Raw genomic sequence first — 20,362 nt, forward strand, 5'->3', positions numbered from 1 at the left:
GGTCGGACCTCAGGCTTTCGGGGTGTAGAAGGGGTTGGCGATCTGGTTGACCACATCGGCCAGCTGCGCGCGGGCCGGCAGGCCCTGAAGGGCGGCGCGGATCGCGGTGCGGCAGGCGTTGTAGTTGTTCAGGTAGACGGCATCGAGGTCGTCGCAGGCCGGGTTGACCCAGTTGGCGGTGACGATGGCCCATTCATCTTCGGCTTCGGCCGGCAGGGTGCCGTCGAGCAGGGCTTCGGTGACCGCCTTGGCGATACCGGCCTGGGACGCGCCCCAGGTGGCGTTGGCGTGCAGGTCGCCGCCGATCACCGCCTTGTTGACGTACAGGGTCATGGGTTTGACCGGGATGTTCGGCTGGGCGATGACCATGAACGGGCAGTGGCCCTGGCTGGGAGAGGCCAGGCTGTTGGCGAAGGCCTGGCCGGCCGGGCCGTTGCGTGGCCCCATCATGATGTTGATGTGCGCGGCGTTGACGCCGGGGCCTTCGAAACCTTCGCCGATGTACAGGGCAAGTTGCTTCATGAAAAAACCTCGATCACTCACAGGAGAACGAAGCCTCGGCGGCGCCTGCCGCGCGAGGCGCGAAATCAGGTGCTCGTTACGCAACAAGGGCGAAGGGGTATCTGCAATGCAGGCATGGTGCGACGCTCTTTGTTGTTGTTGGGCGAGCCGTGCTGGCGGGGCCAGTCGTGAGGATTTGTATCAGGCGGGGAGCGCGGGGCAGTAGGGAGAAGAAATCAAGGGGGTATGAGGGCAAGTCATAGCGCCGGTTTTACTGGCACGAGGGCAACGGCAAGTGATCGATGCCGAGGTGAATTCAGCTGGCGCTGAGGCTGACGCGGTTGCGGCCGCTGTGCTTGGCCGCATACAGGGCGCGGTCGGCCTTGCTCAAGGCGTCTGCTGGGTCGTCCTCGCCGCCAGGCCAGCAGGCGACACCGAGCGAGATGGTCACGGCACCGACCGGTTCGAAGGGGGTGTCCTGCACCACCCGGCGCAGGCGTTCGGCAACGCTTTGCGCGACCTCCAGGCTGGCACCGGGCAGCAGCATGAGAAACTCCTCGCCACCGGTGCGGCACAGCACATCGCCTTCGCGGCAACAGGTGCGCATCAGCTCGGCCAGCGAGCGCAGCACCTGGTCGCCAACATCGTGACCGTATTGATCGTTGATGTGCTTGAAGTGATCGATATCCAGGACGATGACACAGAAGGTGCGATTATCGGCCTGCAGCAGCGACAGGCTCAGGTCCAGGCGGCGACGGTTGCCAAGGCCGGTGAGCGGGTCGGTCTGCGCATCGCGGTTCAGGCGCCCGATGCGCTCCTGCAACAGGTTCAACCCGAACAGCAGGGCGCGCTTGAGCTCGGCAGCCTCGAAATACCAGGCTCGCACGGCATGGATGCGTTCGTGGGTGTCGGCCTTGTCCAGGCCGCGGGCGCCGGCAGCCAGTTGCCAGAGTGGCCGGGTGATGGTCAGCGCGAGCGACCACAGGGCAAGGCCGCCGAGCAAGGCGAGGGGGACGGAAATGCCGACCACGTTGAGGATCAGCCGTTGCGACGGTTGCACGGTCTTGGTCAGCGGCTGCTGGGCGACGATGGTCCAGCCGCTGACTGGCACCGTGGCGAAACCTGCGATCATCTCGACCCCCAGGCTGTTGGTGAACTGCCGGGTGCCGCTGTCTTTGTTGTGCAGTTGATCGATCATGGGGTTGTCCTTAACCACCGTGCCTACCCGTTCGGCGTCCGGATGATAGAGCAGGCGGCGGTTGTGATCGACCACGTAGAGATAGGAGCCATCCTGGTAGAAGTGTTCGCCCAGCAGGCTGTTGAGGATGTTGTGTTGGCGCAGGTAGAGGCTGCCGCCGACATACCCGAGGTAGCGGCCGTCCTCGGCGAAGATCGGCTGCGAGGCGACCACCACGAGGTTGTTGGCCTTGGAGATGAACGGCGTCGAGATCAGCGCCCGGCGTTCACGCAGCGCTTCCAATGCCCCCGGCGTCTCCAGGCGCTGTCCGAGCATGGTGCGCAGGGGCGCGGGCGAGATCGCTCGCAGGATACCTTCACTGTCGACGAAGAAGGTGGAGTTGAAGGCATTGCTCTGTGCCAGCAGGCGTTCACTTTCGCGTTGCAGGTGGGTCGTGTCGTCAAGCATCCCTTCGCTGTTGTCGGCACTGAACGCAAGCTGCTTGAGCGCGCCTTCCAGGAACAGTTCGGCGATCGATGCCAGCTTGGCCGCATACACCCAGTTCGATTCCAGCGAGTGATCGATCAGCAGTTGGCGCTGCACCCGGTAGCTGGCGAAATAGCTGGTCAGCAGCATTACCACGGCGGTGAGTGTCGACAACAGGAGGATGAGCGTGCGCAGGTCCAGGCGCAGGCCTTTCTTGGCGTGTGGCAATCTGGAGCTCGCTGGCAGGTCGGTTGCAATAACCTTACTCGGAATGTGCGCAGTCAGCTACGGGGCGAAACGATTGGGGCAGTTGCCGGCGTCAGCTGCCTGGTGGGCTCAGCGCCGACAGATCGTCTTCTACCTGCTGCATGCGCTCTTCAGCCAATGCCTGCACGTGCTTGTCCTGCGCTGTGGCACGCATCAAACCGGTAAGTTTCTCGCTCAGGCGCTTGCCTTCCTCGCTCTCACCCAGTTGCCGGGCTTTCTGCGGGTCCTGGGTGGCCGCCACGATGGTGTCGAACTCGGCATCGCTGAAGTTCTTCTCGCTGTAGAGCTTGAACAGGTCCTTGCGTTGGTCCTCGACGGTCAGGTGCTTGTGCAGCACCTCCTTGATCTTGTCCTGCGGCACCTGCGGGTGAGTCATCGCCAGCAGTTGGGCCATGCGCTCGATGTTGTGGTCGTAGGCTTCCTGCAGCGGCAGGTTGGCCAGGATCCGCTCCTCGCGGGTGGGTTTCTGATCGCAGGCGGCGAGGGTGGCGAGCAACAGCAAGGGCAGCAGCAGTTTCGGCAGGCGAGGCATGGAGGGTGGCTCTGGAGGTTCGAGGGAATGAGTTTACTGCAAGGCCTGCAGGCACGGCAGTGTAGGAAATGGCCTAGGCAAGCGTCCTGCGGTGTCACGTTGAGGCTCAACACAGCGTTTTTGACGCGGGGCCTGCTGCACTCGGTTAATACGGGGCGGACCTACCAAGGAGACCTCCATGCATATCGACCATCTGATTGGCGACATCGTCCCAAGACTGCCCTTCGCCTCGTCCGAAGACGCCCAGGCATTTTTGTCGAACTTGGCGGCCGAGGATCAGATTGCCCTGATCTCGGCGCTGTACTTCGGCCGCTCGCATCTTCACAGCGATACTGTCAACGAAGACTACCTGCCGTACCTGCTTTCCGGTGACATGAATCGGTTCTGGGAGCAGGGCAATATTTCACCGAGCGACTTTGCCACCATCCTCTATGAAAAGGGCAGTAACCTGGTCAGCTACTACGACGCGTTCATCCGCGCAACTGACGGATCGGGCTACGACCGTTCGAACTACTGAGCCCTGGGTTGCCCGGGATCAGCTCTTCATCGGATTGCGCAAGCGCACCCAGACGATCGCGGGCAACGCCATCAACAACCATTTGAGGTACTGGTTCACGCCAAAGTGTTCGCAGAGCGTGCCGATGGCCGTGCAGAGCACGACCACCACCACGAACTGAATCATCCTGTTCATCTCGGGGGTTTCCGTCGTTGGGAAGGGCGATGGTAAACGATTCGGGCGCTTTCGCTCACAGATACTTGAGCCAACGAATGTCTCGGCGGCGGGCCTTGAATCCGGCGAACTGTCGCACCGGCCAGTACAGGGCCGCCGCCAGCAATGTGGCGACCAACCACAGTGCACCGACGCTATCGAAACCGAAATACTCGCCCTGGTTGTGCCCGAACAGGCCGACGCTGGCCAGGTAGAAGACTTTCAGCGCGTACAGGTGCAGCAGGTAGAAGAACATCGGCGCGCTGCCGAACACGGTCAGCACGCCGATCCAGCGTGCCTGGCCGGCGCGTTCGAAGGCGCGCAGCAGCAACAGGCCGACACCCAGGGTCAGCAGCAGGAACAGCAGCGATGGTGGATACTTGGTGATGTTGAGCAGGCTCATCAGGGTCTGGGTCAGGTCAGGGTAGAGCTGCCACTGGGCCTCGCCATAGCCGTTGACCAGGCGCAGAGCCACGAAACCAAGCAGCGCGCCGGTGCCGGCGAACAGCAACCGGCGTTGGCGCTGCGCGGTATCGCTACCTTGCGCGAACCATGGCCCCAAGGCGTAGCCCAGGGCGATCACACCGATCCAGGGCAGCAGCGGGTAGGAGGTTCGCAATCGCAGGTTCTGTGACACCTCCAGCCAACCGCGGTCATGCAGGATCGCCCAAGGGGCGTGCATCAGTGTGCCGGGTGCGAAGTGCAGGCTGTCGAGCAGGTTGTGGCCAGCGATGATGGCCATACCCAGCGCCATCAACAGCGGGCGCGGCAGCCACACCAGCAGTGACAGCACGATCATGCTCAGGCCGATGGCCCAGATCACTTGCAGGTAGATCACGCTGGGCGGCAGTTGGAAGGTCCAGGCGAAGTTGACCAGGGTGAACTCCAGCACCACGAGAAACAGGCCGCGCTTGAGCAGGAACGCCGAGACATCGCCACGGCCCTGGTGTTTTTCGCCGTAGAGCCAGGCGCTCAGCCCGGTCAGCATGACGAACACCGGGGCGCACAGGTGGGCGAGGGTGCGGCTGGCGAACAGTGCGGGCTCGGTGGCGTCGATGCTCATCGGGTCGCTGACCTGGCGATGCAGGAAGAAGGTTTCGCGTACGTGGTCGAGCAGCATGAACAGGATGACCATGCCGCGCAGGGCGTCGATGCTGTGCAGGCGGGAGGAGGGCGGGGTGGATGGCATGGGGCTTGAGGTGAAGTTGAGTTGAATTTGGAATGTTATCTTATATCTCTGCTGTTGTGTTGATTTGCCGGGCCCTATCGCGGGACCAGCCCGCTCCCACAGATTCTTCACTGATCCAGTGGGAGCGGGCTGGTCCCGCGATAGGGCCGGCGAGGCCTACGGCATCAGAAGCTGTAGTCCACCGTCGCGAAGTACGAGCGCGGCGCGCCCAGCAGCCATTGTTCGCCACTGTGCGCGGCAACCACGTAGTCGCGGTTGAACAGGTTGTTCAACTGCAGGCCAAGGCGTACGTCGGGCAGTACCTGCCAGCCGAGATTGGCATCGACCACGGTGTAGCCAGGGACGCTGTAGGCGTTGGCGGTATCGGCATAGCGCTGGTCGACGTAGCGCAGGCCAATGCCGGCGTCGACGGTCTGGCCGAAGCCTTTGTTGAGCCAGAGGTTGGCGGTACGGCGCGGGACGTTGGCGGGGCGGTTGCCGGCGCGGTCCTGGGCGATGCTGCCGACGATCTCGTCGAAATCATCGTACTTGGCGCGGACCACCGAGGCGTTTGCCGATACCTGCCATTGGTGGCCCAGATCCAGCTCCAGCGCGGCTTCCAGGCCGTCGGAGGTCTGCTGGCCTGCCTGTTGTTTCTCATGGCTGATCGGGTCGTCGACCAACAGCTTCTTCTTGACGATGTGATAGGCGGCCAGGGTCCATTCACCGCGCCCATCCCAGAAGCGCTGCTTGAGCCCCAGCTCGGTCTGCTTCGATTCGGTCAGGTCGTAGTTGATCTGGCTCGGGCTGAGGCTGATCAGGTTGTTCACGCCGTCTTCGCTGGTGGAGTACTGGCCGTACAGCGACAGGTTGTCGGTTACCGCGAACACCAGGCCGGCGCGCCAGTTGCCGCCTTGCAGGCTGCGGTCGACGCGAGTGTCGTTGGTCAGGTTGTCACGGTCGATGTGGTTCTGGTCGCGGCGGATACCGGTCACCAGCGACAGGCGATCGGTCAGTTGGGTGCGGTTCTCGGCGAACAGGGCGAAGGTGTGGGTCGTCGAGAGGGTCTGCGCACGTGTGACGTTCCGACTGTGGAACCAGCCCGGTGCCGGATTCCAGGGATCGACGTAGTCGCCGCCGACATCGCTGTACGGCGAGTTGCTGTCGACATTGAAGCGGATCTTGTTGTACTCCGCGCCGAGCACAGTCTTGCTGTTCAGCCCGAACAACGAGTGATCGAAGGTGAAGCTCTGGCGGTCGCCGATCTGCTCCTGGTTGTGCTTGATCTCCAGGTAGCTCGCGCGCTCCAGCTGCTCGCGGCTCGGATCCCAGGTGTAGTCCTCGGCATTGCGCCAGTGCCGGCGGCTCTTGATGTAGTACAACTGGTTGCTGGCAGTGACGCTGTCGCTGAGGGTCCAGTCGGTGTTGAAGCGGGTCCATTCGTCATGGTAGCGCTGCACGTCGTTCTGGATGTTGTAGTTCTTCTTGCGCAGGCTGTCGCGCAGGTGGCCGTCGATCAGCGGCGTGCCGAAGTAGTTCGATGGCTGTGCGTCGCCACGTTCATGGGCCAACGTGAAGCTCAGGTCGTCGGTGGCATCGAAGCGCAACGCTGCACTCAAGGCCAGGCTGCGAGAGTCGGTGCGGTCGACCCAGCCATTGCCTTCCTGCTTGTTCAGGGTCAGGCGGTAGCTCAGGCGTTCGCTCAGGCTGCCGCCGCTGTCCAGGCCCAGTTGCTGGCGATCCCATGAGCCATAGCCCAGGCGCAGGTGATTGCGGATCTCGCCGTCGAAGGGTTTTTTCGGGATCACGTTGATCACCGCGCCCGTGGCCCCTTCGCCATAAAGTACCGAGGCGGGGCCTCGGATCACGTCGATGCGCTCGACCATCCACGGGTCCACCGGAAAGGTCTGGGTGCCAGCGCCGGTGTACAGGCGCGAACCGTCGAACAAGGTCATCACCGAAGAGTGTCCGCTGAAACCACGGGCGGAGAGCGCAGTGTTGCCGTTGCCCGGGGTGCCGACGGAGGTTATGCCGGGCGAGCGGGTCACTGCATCCTGCACCGTGAGGTTGGCGCGCTGCTGGATCTGCTCGGCGGTGATGCTGGTGGTGCTGGCCGGGGTTTCCAGGGCGCTGAGGTTCAGGCGCGAACCGGCTTGGGTAGGGGTTGCCAGGTCGACGATCTGTTCGTCGCGGGTCTCGGTGATCGCCGTCGAGGGCAGGTCGAGGACCTTGCCTTGCGGCTGCTCTGCCAGCGCCGGCAGGGACACCGCCATGCAGGCGGCCAGGGTGTGAAGCTTGAAGTGTCGGGACATGTCGTTCCAGGGGTTCAGGAATGAATGGATCCCGGTGGAAACAACGCAAAGACGAGCAGACACGCACGCAGGCGCGCACGCGAACACCGGCCTGCGCCCGCCCACCGCGGGTTTGCCAACAGAAGCGTCAGGCCGGTCTCCGGGCTTGCGAGGGTCGTGAAGCCTTCACCTTCCCATGCATGAGCACAGTGGTGTGTCGAAGGATTCGCTCGCTTACCGTTGCGGGGGCAGCGCCGGACTTGTCTGCAAAGACGCACCGGCTTCCCGTTTCACCCTGCGCACGGCGGCGCAGGACACCTGAAACTGGCGCGCATCTGATCATCGAACGCGGAGGGAGTCAATCGTTTGGATGGGCGAAAAAACGTGATGGGTTGCAGGGTTGCGCGTTTTTATTGGATTTTTTTCGAACTTTTCCTACTGACGTTGTCTCGAACCGCTCGATCGCCCTTTTTTATTCAACGTCATGGAGACTTTTGCGAATGTTCACTGGAAAACTGCTGCGTCACACTTGCGCCCTGGCCCTCCTCGGCGCGCCGCTGGCAGCGATGGCAGCTCCCAGCACCGAGCCCCTGTTCACCTTCGGCCTGCTCGGTTCCTACGACAAGTTCAAGTTCGAAGGCGGCGGCGACTCCGACAAGGAGCACCTGGGCCAAGGCGGTGTGTTCGCCAACTTCGGCAACAAGATGACGGCCGAGTCCGGCTTCATCTACCAGATCGGTGCCGAAGCCAAGTACGGCAAGAAGAACGACAACAAGCTCAAGGAGGCACAAGCCGACCTCGACCTTGGCTGGCGTGCCGCGCTGGATGCGCGCAACTTCGTCGATGTGATCGTCGGTGGTGGCTACAGCTGGACCCGTTTCGAGCCCGAGATCAACGACCTGGATACCAAGCTGACCTACAAGTCGCCGTTCGCCAAGGCGGCGCTGGGTTACAACCACCAGTTCGACGCCTCGACCCTGCGTGTCGAGGTCGGCGCCCGTCATACCATCGATGGCCGTGCACGCCTGAAGGTCGACGACTTTGGCAGCGACAGTGTCGACATGAAGGACCGCACCAACCCGTATGCCGAAGTCACACTGCTGATGAACCAGCAGGGCGGCATGCCGATCCAGGCCGGCGTGTACTACACCCGTACCGAGTACAAGATCGACGAGGACTCGCCGGTTGCCGACAACAACAAGCTCAAGCGTGACGAGTTTGGTGTGAAGGTCGGCCTGGCGTTCTGACGCCTTCGATGGTTGTACGCCGTTTGTAAGGGCAGCCTCGTGCAGCGATTGCGGCACGAGGCTGCCCCTGCAGGCTCAAGGGCGCCTAGCGGCCCCGGCGCCGCGACACCCGCGCCTCGATGTTCTTGCGCCCGATCAGCAACGCAGGTTTCTCGGTCACTGGCTCATCGGCCAGCCACTTGTACATCACCAGGCAATCCACCAGCCCCAGTGCTGCATGACGAAATGCCTTGGGCAGGCGCCCGACGGTCTCGAAACCGAGCTTATGCCACAGCCCCACGGCGACCTCGTTGCTCGCCACTACCGAATTGAACTGCAAGGCCAGAAAACCCTCCTGGCGCGCCAGCTTCTGCGAGTGCTCGCACATCAGCCGTGCCACGCCACGTCCGCGTGAACGGGGTGCGACCATGTATCCGCAATTGCCCACGTGCGCGCCCGGGCCTGCGGCATTGGCCTTGAGGTAGTAGGAACCGAGCAGCTCGCCATCCTCTTCGGCCACCAGGGTGTGCAACGGAAACTCCAGCCACAGCGTGCGCGCCTGCTCCTGCGACATCTGCGGGTCGTATGCGTAGGTCTCGCGCGCCTGGACGATGGCCTGGAAGGTCGGCCAGAAACGCTCGAAGTCTTCCGGGGTCATGGGGCGAATGTGGATCATGTCGGTTCCTGCTCGGGCTGGGCCGGCAAGTCTGGGTGGATGGGCGCCGTCATGCAAGTGCTGCGGCGCCCGAGCGCCTCAACTGCCGGCCTTGCCGACCGCATCCAGCGCCCGTGCCGAATACACCAGGGCAGCGCCCGCGTTCATGGCCACGGCCACGCCCAGGGCTTCTGCGATTTCCTCGCGGGTGGCACCGTGTTTGACCGCCTGCTGCGAGTGCACGGCGATGCAGCCGTCGCAGCGGGTGGTCACTGCCACGGCCAGGGAAATCAGCTCGCGGGTCTTGGCGTCGAGGTGGTTGGTCTTGGCGCCGGCAGCGCTGGCGGTGGCGTAGCCGGCCACGGTGTCGGGGGAAAGCTGCTTGAGATCGCCGATGCCGGCCATCAACTGCTTACGGTAGGCGTCCCAGTCCATCATGCTCATCGTCTTCACCTTGTCAGGTTGGCAACAGGAGCTTTCAGGCTAGTCGAAGATGGGGGGAAGGGCGGGCCTCTTCGCCGAGGGGCGAGGAGGCCGCAGGAAGTGTCAGATGTAGATGAACAGCAGCACCAGTGCTGCCACCACGGCCCACTTCTCGAGGTAGTAGCGGGTGCGGTTGCGTTTCTTCATGGCCTTGCCACGTTCGCGGATCTTGTAGATGCGCGTGAACAGACGGTTGATGCCGCCTGTCTTGTCGTTGGCATCGTTGGGTGCGGCAGCTGCGGCCATGACGTTGCGGCTGAACCAGCGGTTGAAGGCGCTTGCCCAGCGGTATTTCAACGGGCGCTCGACGTCGCAGAACAGGATGATACGGTTGTGCTCGGTGGTATTGGCCGCGTAGTGGATGTAGGTCTCGTCGAAGATCACCGCCTCGCCGTCGCGCCAGGAATACTTCTCGCCGTCCACGTCGATGTAGCAGCCATCGTCGTTCGGCGTGTCCAGGCCCAGGTGGTAACGGTACGAGCCGGCATAGGGGTCACGGTGGCGAACCAGCTTGGCTCCCGGCGGCAGGGTGGCGAACATCGCCGCCTTGACCGTGCCGATGCCTTGCAGCAGTTCGGTGGTGCGTGGGCACAGGGTCATCGCCGAGGGATGGCTTTCGCCGTACCACTTCAGGTAGAAGCGCTTCCAGCCGGTCTTGAAGAAGGAATTGAAACCGACATCATCGTAGTTGTCGGATTTCTTGATCTCGCCAGCGTGCAGCAACTGCTGGGCTTCTTCGCGGATTTCCTGCCAATGGTCCTTGAGCGGCTGCAGTTCGGGGAACGATTCCACGGGCAGGTAGGGCTTGGCCGGGTGCTTGGAGAACAGGTACAGGAAACTGTTGACCGGGGCGAGGAAGCTCGAGTGGTCGCCCAACTGACGAGTCAGCTTGTGGCGAACGCGACCGCGCAGGTGAACATAGGCGATCGAGAGGACGAAGATAAGTACGAGTGCGATTTTCATGGACGGTTACTTGTCGAATAAAAATGGCCATGCGCCATGGCTGTAGCCCGCCAGCATAAACAATCGAGTCGCCAGTTTGTACATAATGTTGTTACATCGCTTTGGACCAAGGTGGAATGGTCGGCAGTCTGCGCAAACGATTCAACCCGGCGGCTTGGTGAATCGACACGTCACCCGGTTCTTTGGCTGATCAAGGAGTTTCCGATGGTTCAGGATGCACGCCCAAGCGGTGCGCCCTTCAAGCGCCTTTTCTTTGCCCTGGATTTGCCCGAGGCTCAGCGCCGGGCCGTTGCCCAGTGGCGCCGTGAGTTGGGGTTGCGGGCCGGCAAGCCGGTACCGGCCGAGAATTTTCATGTGACGTTGCTGTTCCTGGGCGATGTGGATGCCGCCCTGGTGCCGGCGCTGTGCGCTGCGGTAGACGGCATGACGCCCCGTGGGACCGGGGCGCCGATACGCCTGCTGCTCGACCGTCTGCAGGTGTGGCGACGTGCTGGTGCACTGGTGCTCGAACCTGGCGAGACACCCGCCAGCCTGCGCCAGCTGGTCTACGGCCTGGAGCAGCGGGTACTGCCGCTGGGCATCGCCGGGCAGGCCCGTGACTATCGTGCGCACCTGACCTTGTCGCGGGACTTCCGGGGGCCGCCGCCCGAGGCTGGCCAGGCGCCGGAGTTTCTTCTCGATGCCCGCCGGTTCGGTCTTTATGAATCGCGCAAGGGGCGTTACTGGCCGCTGGCAGAGTGGCCCTTGGGCGCCGCCGAGGCATTGTCACAGGCAGCGGCCTCGGGGAGGTCGAGCCAGGGCAGGCCAAGGTGGAACTGAGCGCCGGCATCGTGGCGATGGTCCGTCGCCAGGCCTGAGAGCCGGGTCATACCGGCAGGCTGCGGTAGGGCAGTTCGTCACCTGGGCTGCGGGCGAATTCGCGCTTGTACTCGCGGCTGAACTGCGACGTGCTCTGATAGCCTACGCGGTGCGCCACCTGGGCCACACCCAGGCTCTCGCCGATCAGCATCTGCTGCGCCTTGAGCAGCCGCAGGCGCTTGAGGTACTGCATCGGCGCCAGTTCGGTGCAGCGCTTGAAGTGTTCGTGGAAAGTCGAAACGCTCATGTTGGCGCGGCTGGCCAGCGCTTCGACACTCAATGGCTCGGCGTAATGGTCGCGCAGGTAGGCGAGCACGACGCCGATGCGGGCAAAGTGCCCCTGCTGTTCGACCAGTGCCCGCAACACGCCGGCCTGCGGGCCGCGCAGGGCGGTGTACAGCACCTCGCGCACCCGTGTCGCCCCCAGCATTCTGGCATCCAGTGGGTCCTGCAGGCATTCGAGCAGCCGCTCGACGCTGGCGCGCATCGGTTTATCCAGCGCCGCCGAACTCATCGACTGCGGCGTCTGCGCCTGTACTGCCGGGTCTGGTGGCAGGGCCATGTTCTGCACCAGTTCGCTGAGCACGTTGCGGTCGATGCTCACGGCCACGCCGAGCATGGGTGCCTGGGGCGTGGCGAAGGTTTCGCACATGAAGGGCACTGAAAGCGCCTGGATCAGGTAATGCCCGGCACCGTACTCCAGCGTGCGCGGCCCCAGGCGTGCGAGCTTGCTGCCCTGGGCGATGATGATCAGGCTCGGCTCGTAGATCTGCGGGCTGCTGGCCACGTAGTGGTCCCACGACAACACCTGGACCTGGGGCAGGTAGGTGTCGACGAATCCGGGGCGCGGGGCGAGGGCGCGAATCAGCGAGCAGAGGGGGGCATTGGCGTCGACGTGTTGGGTCAGTTGCATGGCAAACCAGTGACAGAGAATCAGACACTGGCATCTTCGCAGATTGACAGTCCAGCGCCAGATTGCTTCGACCAACTCCGGAGAATCAGGCACGAATGCCGGAGGATCGGCTGTGGGCCTGGCCCGTTTCGATGCGCAGAATGCGTGGCCTGAATCGTTTCAACATTGCGAGGTCCAGAGCATGTACACCGCCATCGGTTATGCCGCCCAGTCTTCCACCGCGCCCCTGGCGCCCATGACGTTCCAACGCCGCGGCCTGCGCCCGGACGACGTCGCCATCGAGATCCTCTACTGCGGCGTATGCCACTCCGATATTCACCAGGCTCGCAATGAGTGGGGCATTGCCGTCTACCCACTGATGCCCGGCCACGAGATCGTCGGTCGTGTCACCGCTGTAGGTGAAAAGGCCGGCAAGTACCAGGTCGGTGACCTGGTCGGTGTCGGCTGCATGGTCGATTCCTGCCGCCATTGCGAGGCTTGCCGACAGGACCTGGAGCAGTATTGCCTGGAAGGGCCGACCCAGACCTACGCCACTCCCGACCGTATCGACGGCAGCAATACCCTGGGTGGCTACTCCAGCAGCATCGTGGTCAGCGAGCACTTCGTTCTGCGTATCCCCCAAGGGATGGACCTGCCGAGCGCCGCGCCGATCCTCTGCGCGGGCATCACCACTTACTCACCGCTCAAGCACCACGGTGTGGGGCCTGGGCACAAGGTCGGCGTGCTGGGCATGGGCGGCCTGGGCCACATGGGCATCAAGTTCGCCAAGGCCCTGGGCGCCGAGGTGACACTGTTCACCCGCTCCCCGGCCAAGGCCGAGGAAGCCCGCCGCCAGGGCGCCGATCATGTCATCGTCTCCACCGACGAGGCGCAGATGCGCGAGGCAGCAGGTCGTTTCGACTTCCTGCTCGACACCATTCCGGTGCAACACGACCTGAATCCCTACCTGGAAACCCTGAAGTTCGACGGTGTGCACATCCTGGTCGGCCTGATCGAGCCGGTCGATCCGCCCGTGCATGCGGCCAACCTGGTACTCAAGCGTCGGGTGCTGGCCGGCTCCTTGATCGGCGGCATCGCCGAAACCCAGGAAGTGCTGGATTTCTGCGCCGAACATGGGATCAGCTGCGATATCGAGATGCTGGATATCCGCGATATCAACGAGGCGTTCGAGCGGATGATCAAGGGTGATGTGAAGTACCGCTTCGTGATCGACATGGCGACCTTGCAGGCCTGATCCGGGCGGTTATCCCCATCGCGGGACGAGTCGCAGCTGCGAACCGTCCCGCGATTGTGGCCAGTACAGGGGCTACCAGACCATTGCCTTCTCCCACCCTTTCCAGAACAGCCAGCGGCGCAATTCGGCATGTTCGCCGGTGCCGATCTGCCAGGCAGGTCGTTTGCTGTCCAGAGCGATCAGCGAGATGAAGCCGGCATGGCTGGCCGCGACCAGGGTGCTGCCATCGGCGCTGATGTCCATGGCGCTGATGGCCGACCCCAGGTAATGCTGCCAGTGTGCACCACCGTCTTCGCCGAAGCCGCGCAGATAGCCTTGGGCATCGCCGACGATGTACTCACCTTCGCGTGCGACGCCAGCATGAATCTGCACGCCTTCCTGCAGCATCGAGATCTGTGGGTCGGTTGCAAGATTGGCGAGCGTTACGCCAAGGCTGGCCCCGCCGTCGCCCTGGCAGGCATTGAGCAGCAACTGGTCGCCGCGGTGGTTGAACAGGGCAAAGTGCGGATACTCGCCCGCCGGGACGATCTCGGCCAGCGGCTCCAGGTGCTCGTCGACTAGCTGGTGGTTGCCGCGTTGCTCGCCCAGCACGATCCTTCGGCCATCCGGCGACAGTGCCGCATGGGCCAGGGTCAGGGTGAGCGCGATGTCGTCAGGGTCGGTGCCGTCGGCCAGTTGCGCCAGGATATCTGCTTCGCGGCGCAGCAGGCGGGTGGCACCTTGAGGTGTGAGCAGGAAGATGCCCTCGCGGCTGACCAGCAGCACCCGTTGGCCATCCGGCAGGGGGAGAAGCTGGGTTGGGGCGGGTGGCAGGTCGAAGGGATCGAACGGGTAGCCAGGTGGCAGGCCTTCCAGGCCATGGGGCCAGGACAGCCGGGCGACCTGCGGGCCGCCCCAGCCGTCGGTGATGCGTACGCCCTCGGCATTGGCCAGGGCGAAGTAGCGTCGTCGCGGGCAGCGACCGAAATACTCGACGCTGATCATCGGGGTCACCCCGTTGCGGTCGATCTGCACCACCTGGCCCTTGTCTTGGGGCATGCCGATGCGTGCCAGCAAGCGGCCGTCATCGAGCAGCAGCACATTGGCGATACCTTGGCCATGGCTCTGGAGCAGTGGCAGCAAGGGATCATGGGCGGGCGGCCAGGCTTCGCGAAACAACTGGCGCTGGTGCTCGTCGATGCCAGGCCTGTTGATCGCGTGCAGGGCGAGCTGCCAGGCCTCGAGCAGGTGGTCGATGGCCGGTGGGCAGGGCGCTTGTGCTGGGTCGTGCCCTGGTGCGCGACCTTGCGCAACATGGCGGTTGACGGCCTCGGCGTAGGCGGTGATCGCCTGTTGCCACTGCTGCTGAGGGTGTTGCTTGTCCATGAGCGGATCGAACTCCTTGTTCCGCAGGTTGCTACAGTGCGTCATGGTACTCCGTGTGCGCGCGGTTGTGAGGCCCGGCCTTGACGCGTACCATGCCGAGTACTCCTATCAATAACAAACCGTGCATCCGCGTCCTTAACCTGGGCACGTGGGGCGCGTCCTATCGCTTTGCCTGCGGAGATTGCATTGGCCTCGATGAATGGACCCCTACCTGATTCCCTTCCTGCACCGGCAGGCGGCGGCAGCTGGCTGAGCGTGATCGCGCTGGCACTGGCGGCCTTCATCTTCAATACCACCGAGTTCGTGCCGGTGGCACTGCTCAGCGACATCGGTCGCAGCTTCGACATGACCACCGCGCAGGTGGGCCTCATGCTGACCATCTACGCCTGGGTAGTGGCGCTGGCTTCGCTGCCGATGATGCTGATGACCCGTAACATCGAGCGGCGGCGCCTGCTGTTGTTCGTGTTCCTGGTGTTCGTCGTCAGCCATCTGCTGTCGTGGATGGCACAGAGTTTCGCCATGTTGCTGGTCAGCCGCATCGGCATCGCCTTGTCGCACGCGGTGTTCTGGGCGATCACCGCGTCGCTGGCGGTGCGCGTGGCGCCGGCCGGCAAGCAGGCCAAGGCGCTCGGGTTGCTGGCCACCGGAACTACCCTGGCGATGGTTTTGGGCATCCCGCTCGGGCGGGTGGTGGGCGAGGCGCTGGGTTGGCGCATCACCTTCCTCAGCATCGCGGGTGTGGCGCTGGCGACCATGCTGTGCCTGATGAAGTCGCTGCCCTTGCTGCCGAGCCAGAACTCCGGTTCGTTGCGCAGCCTGCCGATTCTGTTCCGCAGGCGCGCCCTGGTCATCACCTATCTTTTGGTCACGCTGGTGATCACCGCACAGTTCACCGCCTACAGCTACATCGAACCGTTCGCCCTGCATGTGGCGCAGATCAGTGGCGAGCACACCACCTTGATCCTGTTGCTGTTCGGCGGGGCGGGGGTGCTCGGTTCGGTGCTGTTCAGCCGCTACAGCGACCGCTTCCCGCATGGTTTCCTGGTTGGGTCGATCGGTTGTCTGGCCGCTTGCCTGTTGCTGCTGTTGCCGCTGTCGGGGAGCTTCGCCGCCTTCGCCGTGTTGAGCATGTTCTGGGGCGTGGCGATCCTGAGCTTCAGCCTGTCGCTGCAATCGAAGACGCTCAAGTTGGCGTCCGACGCCACCGATGTGGCCATGGCGCTGTTCTCGGGGATCTACAACATCGGTATCGGCGGTGGGGCGTTGCTGGGCAGTATCGTCAGCAGCCAGATCGGCGTGGCCAATATTGGCCTGGTCGGCGGCGTGGTGGCGGTGCTGGGCTTGGGCCTGGCCTTGGCCAGCAGCCAGCGCTTTCGCGATGCTCTGGCGACACCCCCGGCGCCTTGAGCTTCACGCCAGCAAAGCCGACCACGCTGACACCAGCAGCAACAGTGCCAGCAACTGGTTGAAGCGCTGCAGGTGCCGGGGTGAGCGCAACCAGCGGGCACTGCCGATCCCAAGCAGCGCCCAGGCGCCCATGCAGGGCAGGGCGACGATCAGAAACACCAGCGCCAAGTGCCACACCGGCACTCCTGGCGCGGCAAACACCCCGGTCACCGCCACCGCCATCAGCCAGACCTTGGGATTGACCAGTTGCAGCGATGCCGCGCTGACAACCCCGAAGCGCTGCCGTGCCGTGGCATGCAAGGGCTCACCAGCGGCGCGGAACAACTGCCAGGCCAGGCGGCTCAACCACAGCACGCCCAGCCCGCTCATCACTTGCTGCGCCAGCGGGTGGCGCAGCAGCACCTCTCCCAGCTCCAGGCCTACCACCCAGACGATCGCTGCCGCCGCTGCGCAAGCCGCGAAGATTGGCGCCAGGCTGGCACGCAGGCCGTTGTGTGCACCGTGGGCGAGAATCAGCAGGTTGGTCGGCCCGGGGCTTATGCTGGCGACCAGGGCAAAAAGGATGAAGGGCAACAGCGATGACGACATGGTGAGGCTCCTGTGGTTCGGAGCACCATGGTCAGGCTTGGGGGCGGTTCAGTCTGGAAGCTTTGAGCAGCGTCGGCGGTAGTCGGCCGGTGTCAGCCGGTAGGCACGACGGAACCACCGGCCCAGGTGGCTCTGGTCGGCAAAGCCCAAGGCCATGGCCACTGCGCTGGGTGTGTCGCCGCGAGCCAGCAGGCGCCGGGCGCGGGCCAGGCGCAACTGAATCAGGTAGGCGTGCGGCGCCAGGCCGAACGCGGCCTTGAAGGCGCGGGTCAGGCGAAAGCGATCGACGCCGCAGGCCTGTGCCACTTCGTTCAAGCTGATGTCCTGGTCGATGTGGGCGTGCAGGTAGTCGCGCGCGCGCTGGGCGCACAGTGGCAGGCGTGGATCGGGGTCAAGGCGCTTGCGCCAGTGCAGGTGCCGGGTCAGGCAGGCGAGCAGGTCGTCCATGGCGGTCTGGCGCACGATTCGCATTTCGCCGCCGTGCATGGCCTGGAAGGCGCGCAAGGTGGTGCCCGCCAGTTGCGGGTCGGCACACAGGGTGTCGGCGAAGGCCGGCAGGCTGCCGGTCGGGGCCTGTTCGAACAGTGCATGCAGCTCATTTTCCAGCCACTTCGAGTCCAGGTACAGCGTGGAATAGGTGAAACCTTCGTGGGTGGGGGCGTCGCCATCGTGAAGGTCGCCTGGCTCCAGCAGGAACACCTGGCCCGGTGTGCTCTAGTGCCGAACCCGGCGGCAATTGAACTGCTGCACACCCTGTTCGGTGACCCCGACCAGAAAGCTGTCGTGCCAGTGCGGGTCGTAGGCGTGGCCGACGAAATGGGCGCGGACCGACTCGATGCCGGTGTCGGCGTCCTGCTTGAGGTCGATCCAGTTGGACATGGGCGGGGCCTGCGAAAGGGAGTCTTCACCTTAGCTCAAAAGCGCTGCGGATTTTAGAACGAATGTGCACGGGATGGGCTGGATAGTGGCACTGAGCCGGTATACTGGGTGTTTTTGCAGGAAGCTGTTGCTCTGATGAAAGACATATCTAAAAAATGGTTGCGGGCGCTACTGGTCATAATCGTCACTGCGATGGTTGCCCAAGTGGCAGCGATCTTGATACTGGTTCCCCTGGTCCAGAACATGGGCGCCACGGGCGACTGGCTGTTGGGCGCCTACCTGGCGTTCGTCGGCTTATGCACCCTGGTGTGCGTTGGCATATCCTTGCGAGCGTCTACGGTGGGTTTTGCCCATGACTGGAAATTCTTCTCGCTGATTGCCTCCAGCAAACTCATGCTTCTGGTGACGGTGGCCCTGAGCGTCGTACCGCTGGCGGTCGAAGTGTTCAAGCTGGCGGGATATATCCAGCAAATGCCCTTCAGCTTGTTCATGTATTGGTTGAGCGGTTTGAGCCTGCTGGTGTTTTCCATTCTTTATCACCTGTGCGCGCCCGGCGCGTATCGGTATCCGACCTTTGAAGACCTGATCAGGCGTGAAGGCAGTGCCAGGGTGCTACGTGGCGAGGCTGGCAAGGCATTGGAGGGCTTGCGCGCCGGGAAACCGGCGAGCGGGGCTGCTGGTGCGACGCCCTTCGCGAGCCAGGACGAGCATGTTCTGGAAGTGCTCGCCCAGGGCCGCGTCATTGACGATGCCCAGTGTTATTTCGTCATGCGCGAGCATAGCGCCAACGACAAATGGGCGGTGCGTTGGGCGTTGACGCTGGCGTTGCTGATTCCCGCCTATGTCATTCCCACCGTGACCGTGGGCAAGATGTTCGCGGTCGTGGACACCGCTCGACAGCAGGTGCATGACCGGGGTGGCTGGTTGTGCGCCATCTATGGCGGCGTACTGACGCTTGGCAAGGATGCCAAGGAACAGGCCGAGTCCTGCAAAGCGCACTAACCAGGGTTGGGCTGCAACTGTGCAAACTTGCCCTGCAACCACTGGTGCAAGCGCGCCACCGCCGGCGACAGCTGCTTGCGGTGCGGGCACACCAGGGTCAGAGGGCGCAGGTCGCCGGGGAAGTCCGGCATCAGTACCTCGAGCTCGCCGGCGGCAACATTGGCACGCACGTCCAGCCATGACTTGAAGGCGATGCCTTCGCCAGCCAGTGCCCAGCGCCGTACCACGTCGGCGTCGTCGCAGAACAGCGGCCCGCTGACCTGCACCGTCTGCTCGCCCAGTTGCCAGCGGTCGAACACCCGCGACTGCTGCAGGTACAGCAGGCAGTCGTGCTGTTGCAGGTCTTGCGGGGTGTGCGGGCGGCCGCGGCGGGCGAGGTAGGCGGGGGCGGCGACCAGCACCCTGCGGTTCCACGGCGCCAGTGGCAGCGAGATGTAATTGGCGGTGTCGTCGATGCCATAGCGGATGCCGACGTCCACCGGGTCGCGGTACAGGTCGGCGAGTTCGTCGGACAGGAAGAAGCGTAGGCTCAAGCCCGAGTGTTCTCGGCGAAACTCGGTGAGCCAGGGCAGCACCAGGTTGCGTCCGACATCCGAAGGCGCCGACACCTGTAGTACACCGCGCAGTTCACTGTGGTCGCCATGCAGGCTTTCGCGCCCTTGACGCAGGGTCTCCAGCACGCTGTGGGCGGTGGGCAAATACAGCTCACCCTCGGCGGTCAGGCGCAGGCTACGGGTGGTGCGGGCAAACAGACGCACGTCCAGCTCACGCTCCAGGCGCTTGATCGCTGCTGCCACCTGGCCCGGTAGCAGGCCGGCTTCCAGGGCGGCGGCGGTAAAGCTGCCCAAGGCGCTGGAGCGAATGAACAGGTTTAAATCGTCAAGGCGCAGCATTTTCACTCCTGGAATGAAAGTGTTGCTGCATTGTGCTGCTTTTTCTTTCCTGTAGGAAAGATAAGATACGCGCCATCACCTTCCCTGACAGGAGCAGTTCCGATGGATACCGTCACCCTGGCCAAGCGCCGCTATACCACCAAGGCCTACGATGCCAGCCGCAAGATTGAGCAAGCCACCATCGATGCACTGCTCGAGCAATTGCGTCATAGCCCGTCGTCGGTCAATTCGCAGCCTTGGCACTTCATCGTCGCCGGCAGTGCCGAAGGCAAGGCACGCCTGACCAAGGGCACCGAAGCCTTCGCCTACAACACACCCAAGATTCTCAATGCCTCGCACGTGATCGTGTTCGCGACCCGCACCGAAATGACCGAGGCGCACCTGAACGCCGTGCTGGACCAGGAAGCCGCCGATGGCCGTTTTCGCGATGACCAGGCCCGTGCCGGCCAGGACCTGACCCGCCGCAGCTTTGTGAACCTGCATCGCTACGACTTCAAGGACACGCAGCACTGGATGGAAAAGCAGACCTACCTGGCCCTGGGTACCGCATTGCTCGGCGCTGCCGCCCTCGGGCTCGATGCGACCCCGATCGAGGGCTTCGACAGCAAGGCGCTGGACGCTGAGCTGGGCCTGCGCGAGCGTGGCTTTACCAGCGTCGTGCTGCTGAGCCTTGGGTATCGCAGCGAAGATGACTTCAATGCCGGCCTGAACAAGTCGCGGCTGCCGGCCGAGACGGTGTTTACCTTCCTCTGAAAAAAGCGGGGC

General features: G+C 63.6%; 20 protein-coding genes, 1 pseudogene and 1 riboswitch. Of the genes and pseudogenes, 7 read left to right on the plus strand and 14 right to left on the minus strand.

The annotated features are described in order from the left end of the window. Window positions 1–9: 9 nt before the first annotated feature. The 3 genes from fae to ACK3BK_RS11135 form a co-directional block, all read right to left on the minus strand. The gene (gene fae, locus ACK3BK_RS11125; protein WP_411384305.1) at window positions 10–522 is read right to left on the minus strand and encodes a formaldehyde-activating enzyme; all 513 of its coding nucleotides are present in this window, start codon (window positions 520–522) and stop codon (window positions 10–12) included. A 295-nt stretch (window positions 523–817) separates the two neighbouring features. Next, a complete protein-coding gene (locus ACK3BK_RS11130) occupies window positions 818–2,392 on the minus strand; it encodes a diguanylate cyclase (RefSeq protein ID WP_411384306.1) in 1,575 nt (524 codons plus the stop codon). 91 nt (window positions 2,393–2,483) lie between these two features. Further along, window positions 2,484–2,963, minus strand: a complete 480-nt coding sequence (locus ACK3BK_RS11135) for a hypothetical protein (RefSeq protein WP_186665184.1) — start codon at window positions 2,961–2,963, stop codon at window positions 2,484–2,486. A gap of 178 nt (window positions 2,964–3,141) precedes the next feature. On the opposite strand from ACK3BK_RS11135, the gene ACK3BK_RS11140 reads away from it, so the two are divergent. After that, window positions 3,142–3,480: a hypothetical protein gene (locus tag ACK3BK_RS11140; RefSeq protein WP_186665182.1), complete on the plus strand. Its 339-nt coding sequence runs from the start codon at window positions 3,142–3,144 to the stop codon at window positions 3,478–3,480. An 18-nt stretch (window positions 3,481–3,498) separates the two neighbouring features. Here the strand turns inward: ACK3BK_RS11140 and ACK3BK_RS11145 are convergent, their stop codons facing one another. The 3 genes from ACK3BK_RS11145 to ACK3BK_RS11155 form a co-directional block, all read right to left on the minus strand. After that, entirely contained in the window at window positions 3,499–3,654 is a 156-nt protein-coding gene (locus ACK3BK_RS11145; RefSeq protein WP_186665180.1) for a hypothetical protein, read from the minus strand. Window positions 3,655–3,709: 55 nt separating this feature from the next. Continuing rightward, complete coding sequence (locus ACK3BK_RS11150) at window positions 3,710–4,861, minus strand: DUF1624 domain-containing protein (RefSeq protein ID WP_411384307.1); 1,152 nt, start codon at window positions 4,859–4,861, stop codon at window positions 3,710–3,712. Between the two features lie 164 nt (window positions 4,862–5,025). Next, the gene (locus tag ACK3BK_RS11155) at window positions 5,026–7,152 is read right to left on the minus strand and encodes a TonB-dependent receptor (RefSeq protein ID WP_411384308.1); all 2,127 of its coding nucleotides are present in this window, start codon (window positions 7,150–7,152) and stop codon (window positions 5,026–5,028) included. A gap of 112 nt (window positions 7,153–7,264) precedes the next feature. Beyond that, window positions 7,265–7,468: riboswitch (cobalamin riboswitch) on the minus strand. Window positions 7,469–7,631: 163 nt separating this feature from the next. Here ACK3BK_RS11155 and ACK3BK_RS11160 point away from each other — a divergent pair. Then, on the plus strand, window positions 7,632–8,378 hold the full coding sequence (locus ACK3BK_RS11160) for an outer membrane beta-barrel protein (RefSeq protein ID WP_125929724.1): 747 nt from the start codon (window positions 7,632–7,634) through the stop codon (window positions 8,376–8,378). 85 nt (window positions 8,379–8,463) lie between these two features. Here ACK3BK_RS11160 and ACK3BK_RS11165 read toward each other — a convergent pair whose 3' ends face one another. The 3 genes from ACK3BK_RS11165 to lpxO all read right to left on the minus strand — a co-directional run bounded on the left by ACK3BK_RS11165 (window position 8,464) and on the right by lpxO (window position 10,458). Then, entirely contained in the window at window positions 8,464–9,033 is a 570-nt protein-coding gene (locus tag ACK3BK_RS11165) for an N-acetyltransferase family protein (RefSeq protein ID WP_411384309.1), read from the minus strand. Between the two features lie 78 nt (window positions 9,034–9,111). Beyond that, window positions 9,112–9,456, minus strand: a complete 345-nt coding sequence (locus tag ACK3BK_RS11170) for a carboxymuconolactone decarboxylase family protein (RefSeq protein ID WP_054890878.1) — start codon at window positions 9,454–9,456, stop codon at window positions 9,112–9,114. Window positions 9,457–9,558: 102 nt separating this feature from the next. After that, window positions 9,559–10,458, minus strand: coding sequence for a lipid A hydroxylase LpxO (gene lpxO, locus ACK3BK_RS11175; protein ID WP_054890877.1), 900 nt, complete (start codon window positions 10,456–10,458; stop codon window positions 9,559–9,561). Between the two features lie 204 nt (window positions 10,459–10,662). Here lpxO and thpR point away from each other — a divergent pair, with 204 nt between their 5' ends. Then, window positions 10,663–11,277, plus strand: a complete 615-nt coding sequence (thpR, locus tag ACK3BK_RS11180) for an RNA 2',3'-cyclic phosphodiesterase (protein ID WP_411384310.1) — start codon at window positions 10,663–10,665, stop codon at window positions 11,275–11,277. Window positions 11,278–11,323: 46 nt separating this feature from the next. On the opposite strand, the gene ACK3BK_RS11185 is transcribed toward thpR, so the two are convergent. Continuing rightward, the gene (locus tag ACK3BK_RS11185) at window positions 11,324–12,229 is read right to left on the minus strand and encodes an AraC family transcriptional regulator (protein ID WP_186665172.1); all 906 of its coding nucleotides are present in this window, start codon (window positions 12,227–12,229) and stop codon (window positions 11,324–11,326) included. A gap of 181 nt (window positions 12,230–12,410) precedes the next feature. Here ACK3BK_RS11185 and ACK3BK_RS11190 point away from each other — a divergent pair, with 181 nt between their 5' ends. Further along, window positions 12,411–13,463 carry an NAD(P)-dependent alcohol dehydrogenase gene (locus ACK3BK_RS11190; protein WP_186708495.1) on the plus strand — a complete coding sequence of 351 codons (1,053 nt, stop codon included), beginning with the start codon at window positions 12,411–12,413 and terminating at the stop codon, window positions 13,461–13,463. A 72-nt stretch (window positions 13,464–13,535) separates the two neighbouring features. On the opposite strand, the gene ACK3BK_RS11195 is transcribed toward ACK3BK_RS11190, so the two are convergent. Further along, window positions 13,536–14,828, minus strand: a complete 1,293-nt coding sequence (locus ACK3BK_RS11195; RefSeq protein WP_411384311.1) for a hypothetical protein — start codon at window positions 14,826–14,828, stop codon at window positions 13,536–13,538. Window positions 14,829–15,023: 195 nt separating this feature from the next. Between ACK3BK_RS11195 and ACK3BK_RS11200 the strand changes: the two genes are divergently transcribed. After that, complete coding sequence (locus ACK3BK_RS11200) at window positions 15,024–16,235, plus strand: sugar transporter (protein WP_186708497.1); 1,212 nt, start codon at window positions 15,024–15,026, stop codon at window positions 16,233–16,235. 3 nt (window positions 16,236–16,238) lie between these two features. Here the strand turns inward: ACK3BK_RS11200 and ACK3BK_RS11205 are convergent, their stop codons facing one another. Both ACK3BK_RS11205 and ACK3BK_RS11210 read right to left on the minus strand, forming a co-directional pair. Beyond that, window positions 16,239–16,823 carry a LysE family translocator gene (locus ACK3BK_RS11205; RefSeq protein WP_411384312.1) on the minus strand — a complete coding sequence of 195 codons (585 nt, stop codon included), beginning with the start codon at window positions 16,821–16,823 and terminating at the stop codon, window positions 16,239–16,241. Between the two features lie 48 nt (window positions 16,824–16,871). After that, window positions 16,872–17,702 (minus strand): annotated as a pseudogene (locus ACK3BK_RS11210) (AraC family ligand binding domain-containing protein). 108 nt (window positions 17,703–17,810) lie between these two features. Between ACK3BK_RS11210 and ACK3BK_RS11215 the strand changes: the two are divergent. Then, window positions 17,811–18,704, plus strand: a complete 894-nt coding sequence (locus ACK3BK_RS11215; protein ID WP_411384313.1) for a hypothetical protein — start codon at window positions 17,811–17,813, stop codon at window positions 18,702–18,704. Here ACK3BK_RS11215 and ACK3BK_RS11220 read toward each other — a convergent pair. Continuing rightward, window positions 18,701–19,597 (minus strand): LysR family transcriptional regulator, encoded by an 897-nt coding sequence (locus tag ACK3BK_RS11220; RefSeq protein ID WP_411384314.1) that lies wholly within the window; start codon window positions 19,595–19,597, stop codon window positions 18,701–18,703. The genes ACK3BK_RS11215 and ACK3BK_RS11220 overlap by 4 nt on opposite strands. 102 nt (window positions 19,598–19,699) lie before the next feature. On the opposite strand from ACK3BK_RS11220, the gene nfsB reads away from it, so the two are divergent. Then, entirely contained in the window at window positions 19,700–20,350 is a 651-nt protein-coding gene (nfsB, locus tag ACK3BK_RS11225; RefSeq protein ID WP_186665163.1) for an oxygen-insensitive NAD(P)H nitroreductase, read from the plus strand. The last annotated feature ends 12 nt before the right edge of the window (window positions 20,351–20,362 follow it).

This window comes from Pseudomonas sp. L7 (assembly GCF_046605565.1).
GTDB lineage: Bacteria > Pseudomonadota > Gammaproteobacteria > Pseudomonadales > Pseudomonadaceae > Aquipseudomonas > Aquipseudomonas wayambapalatensis.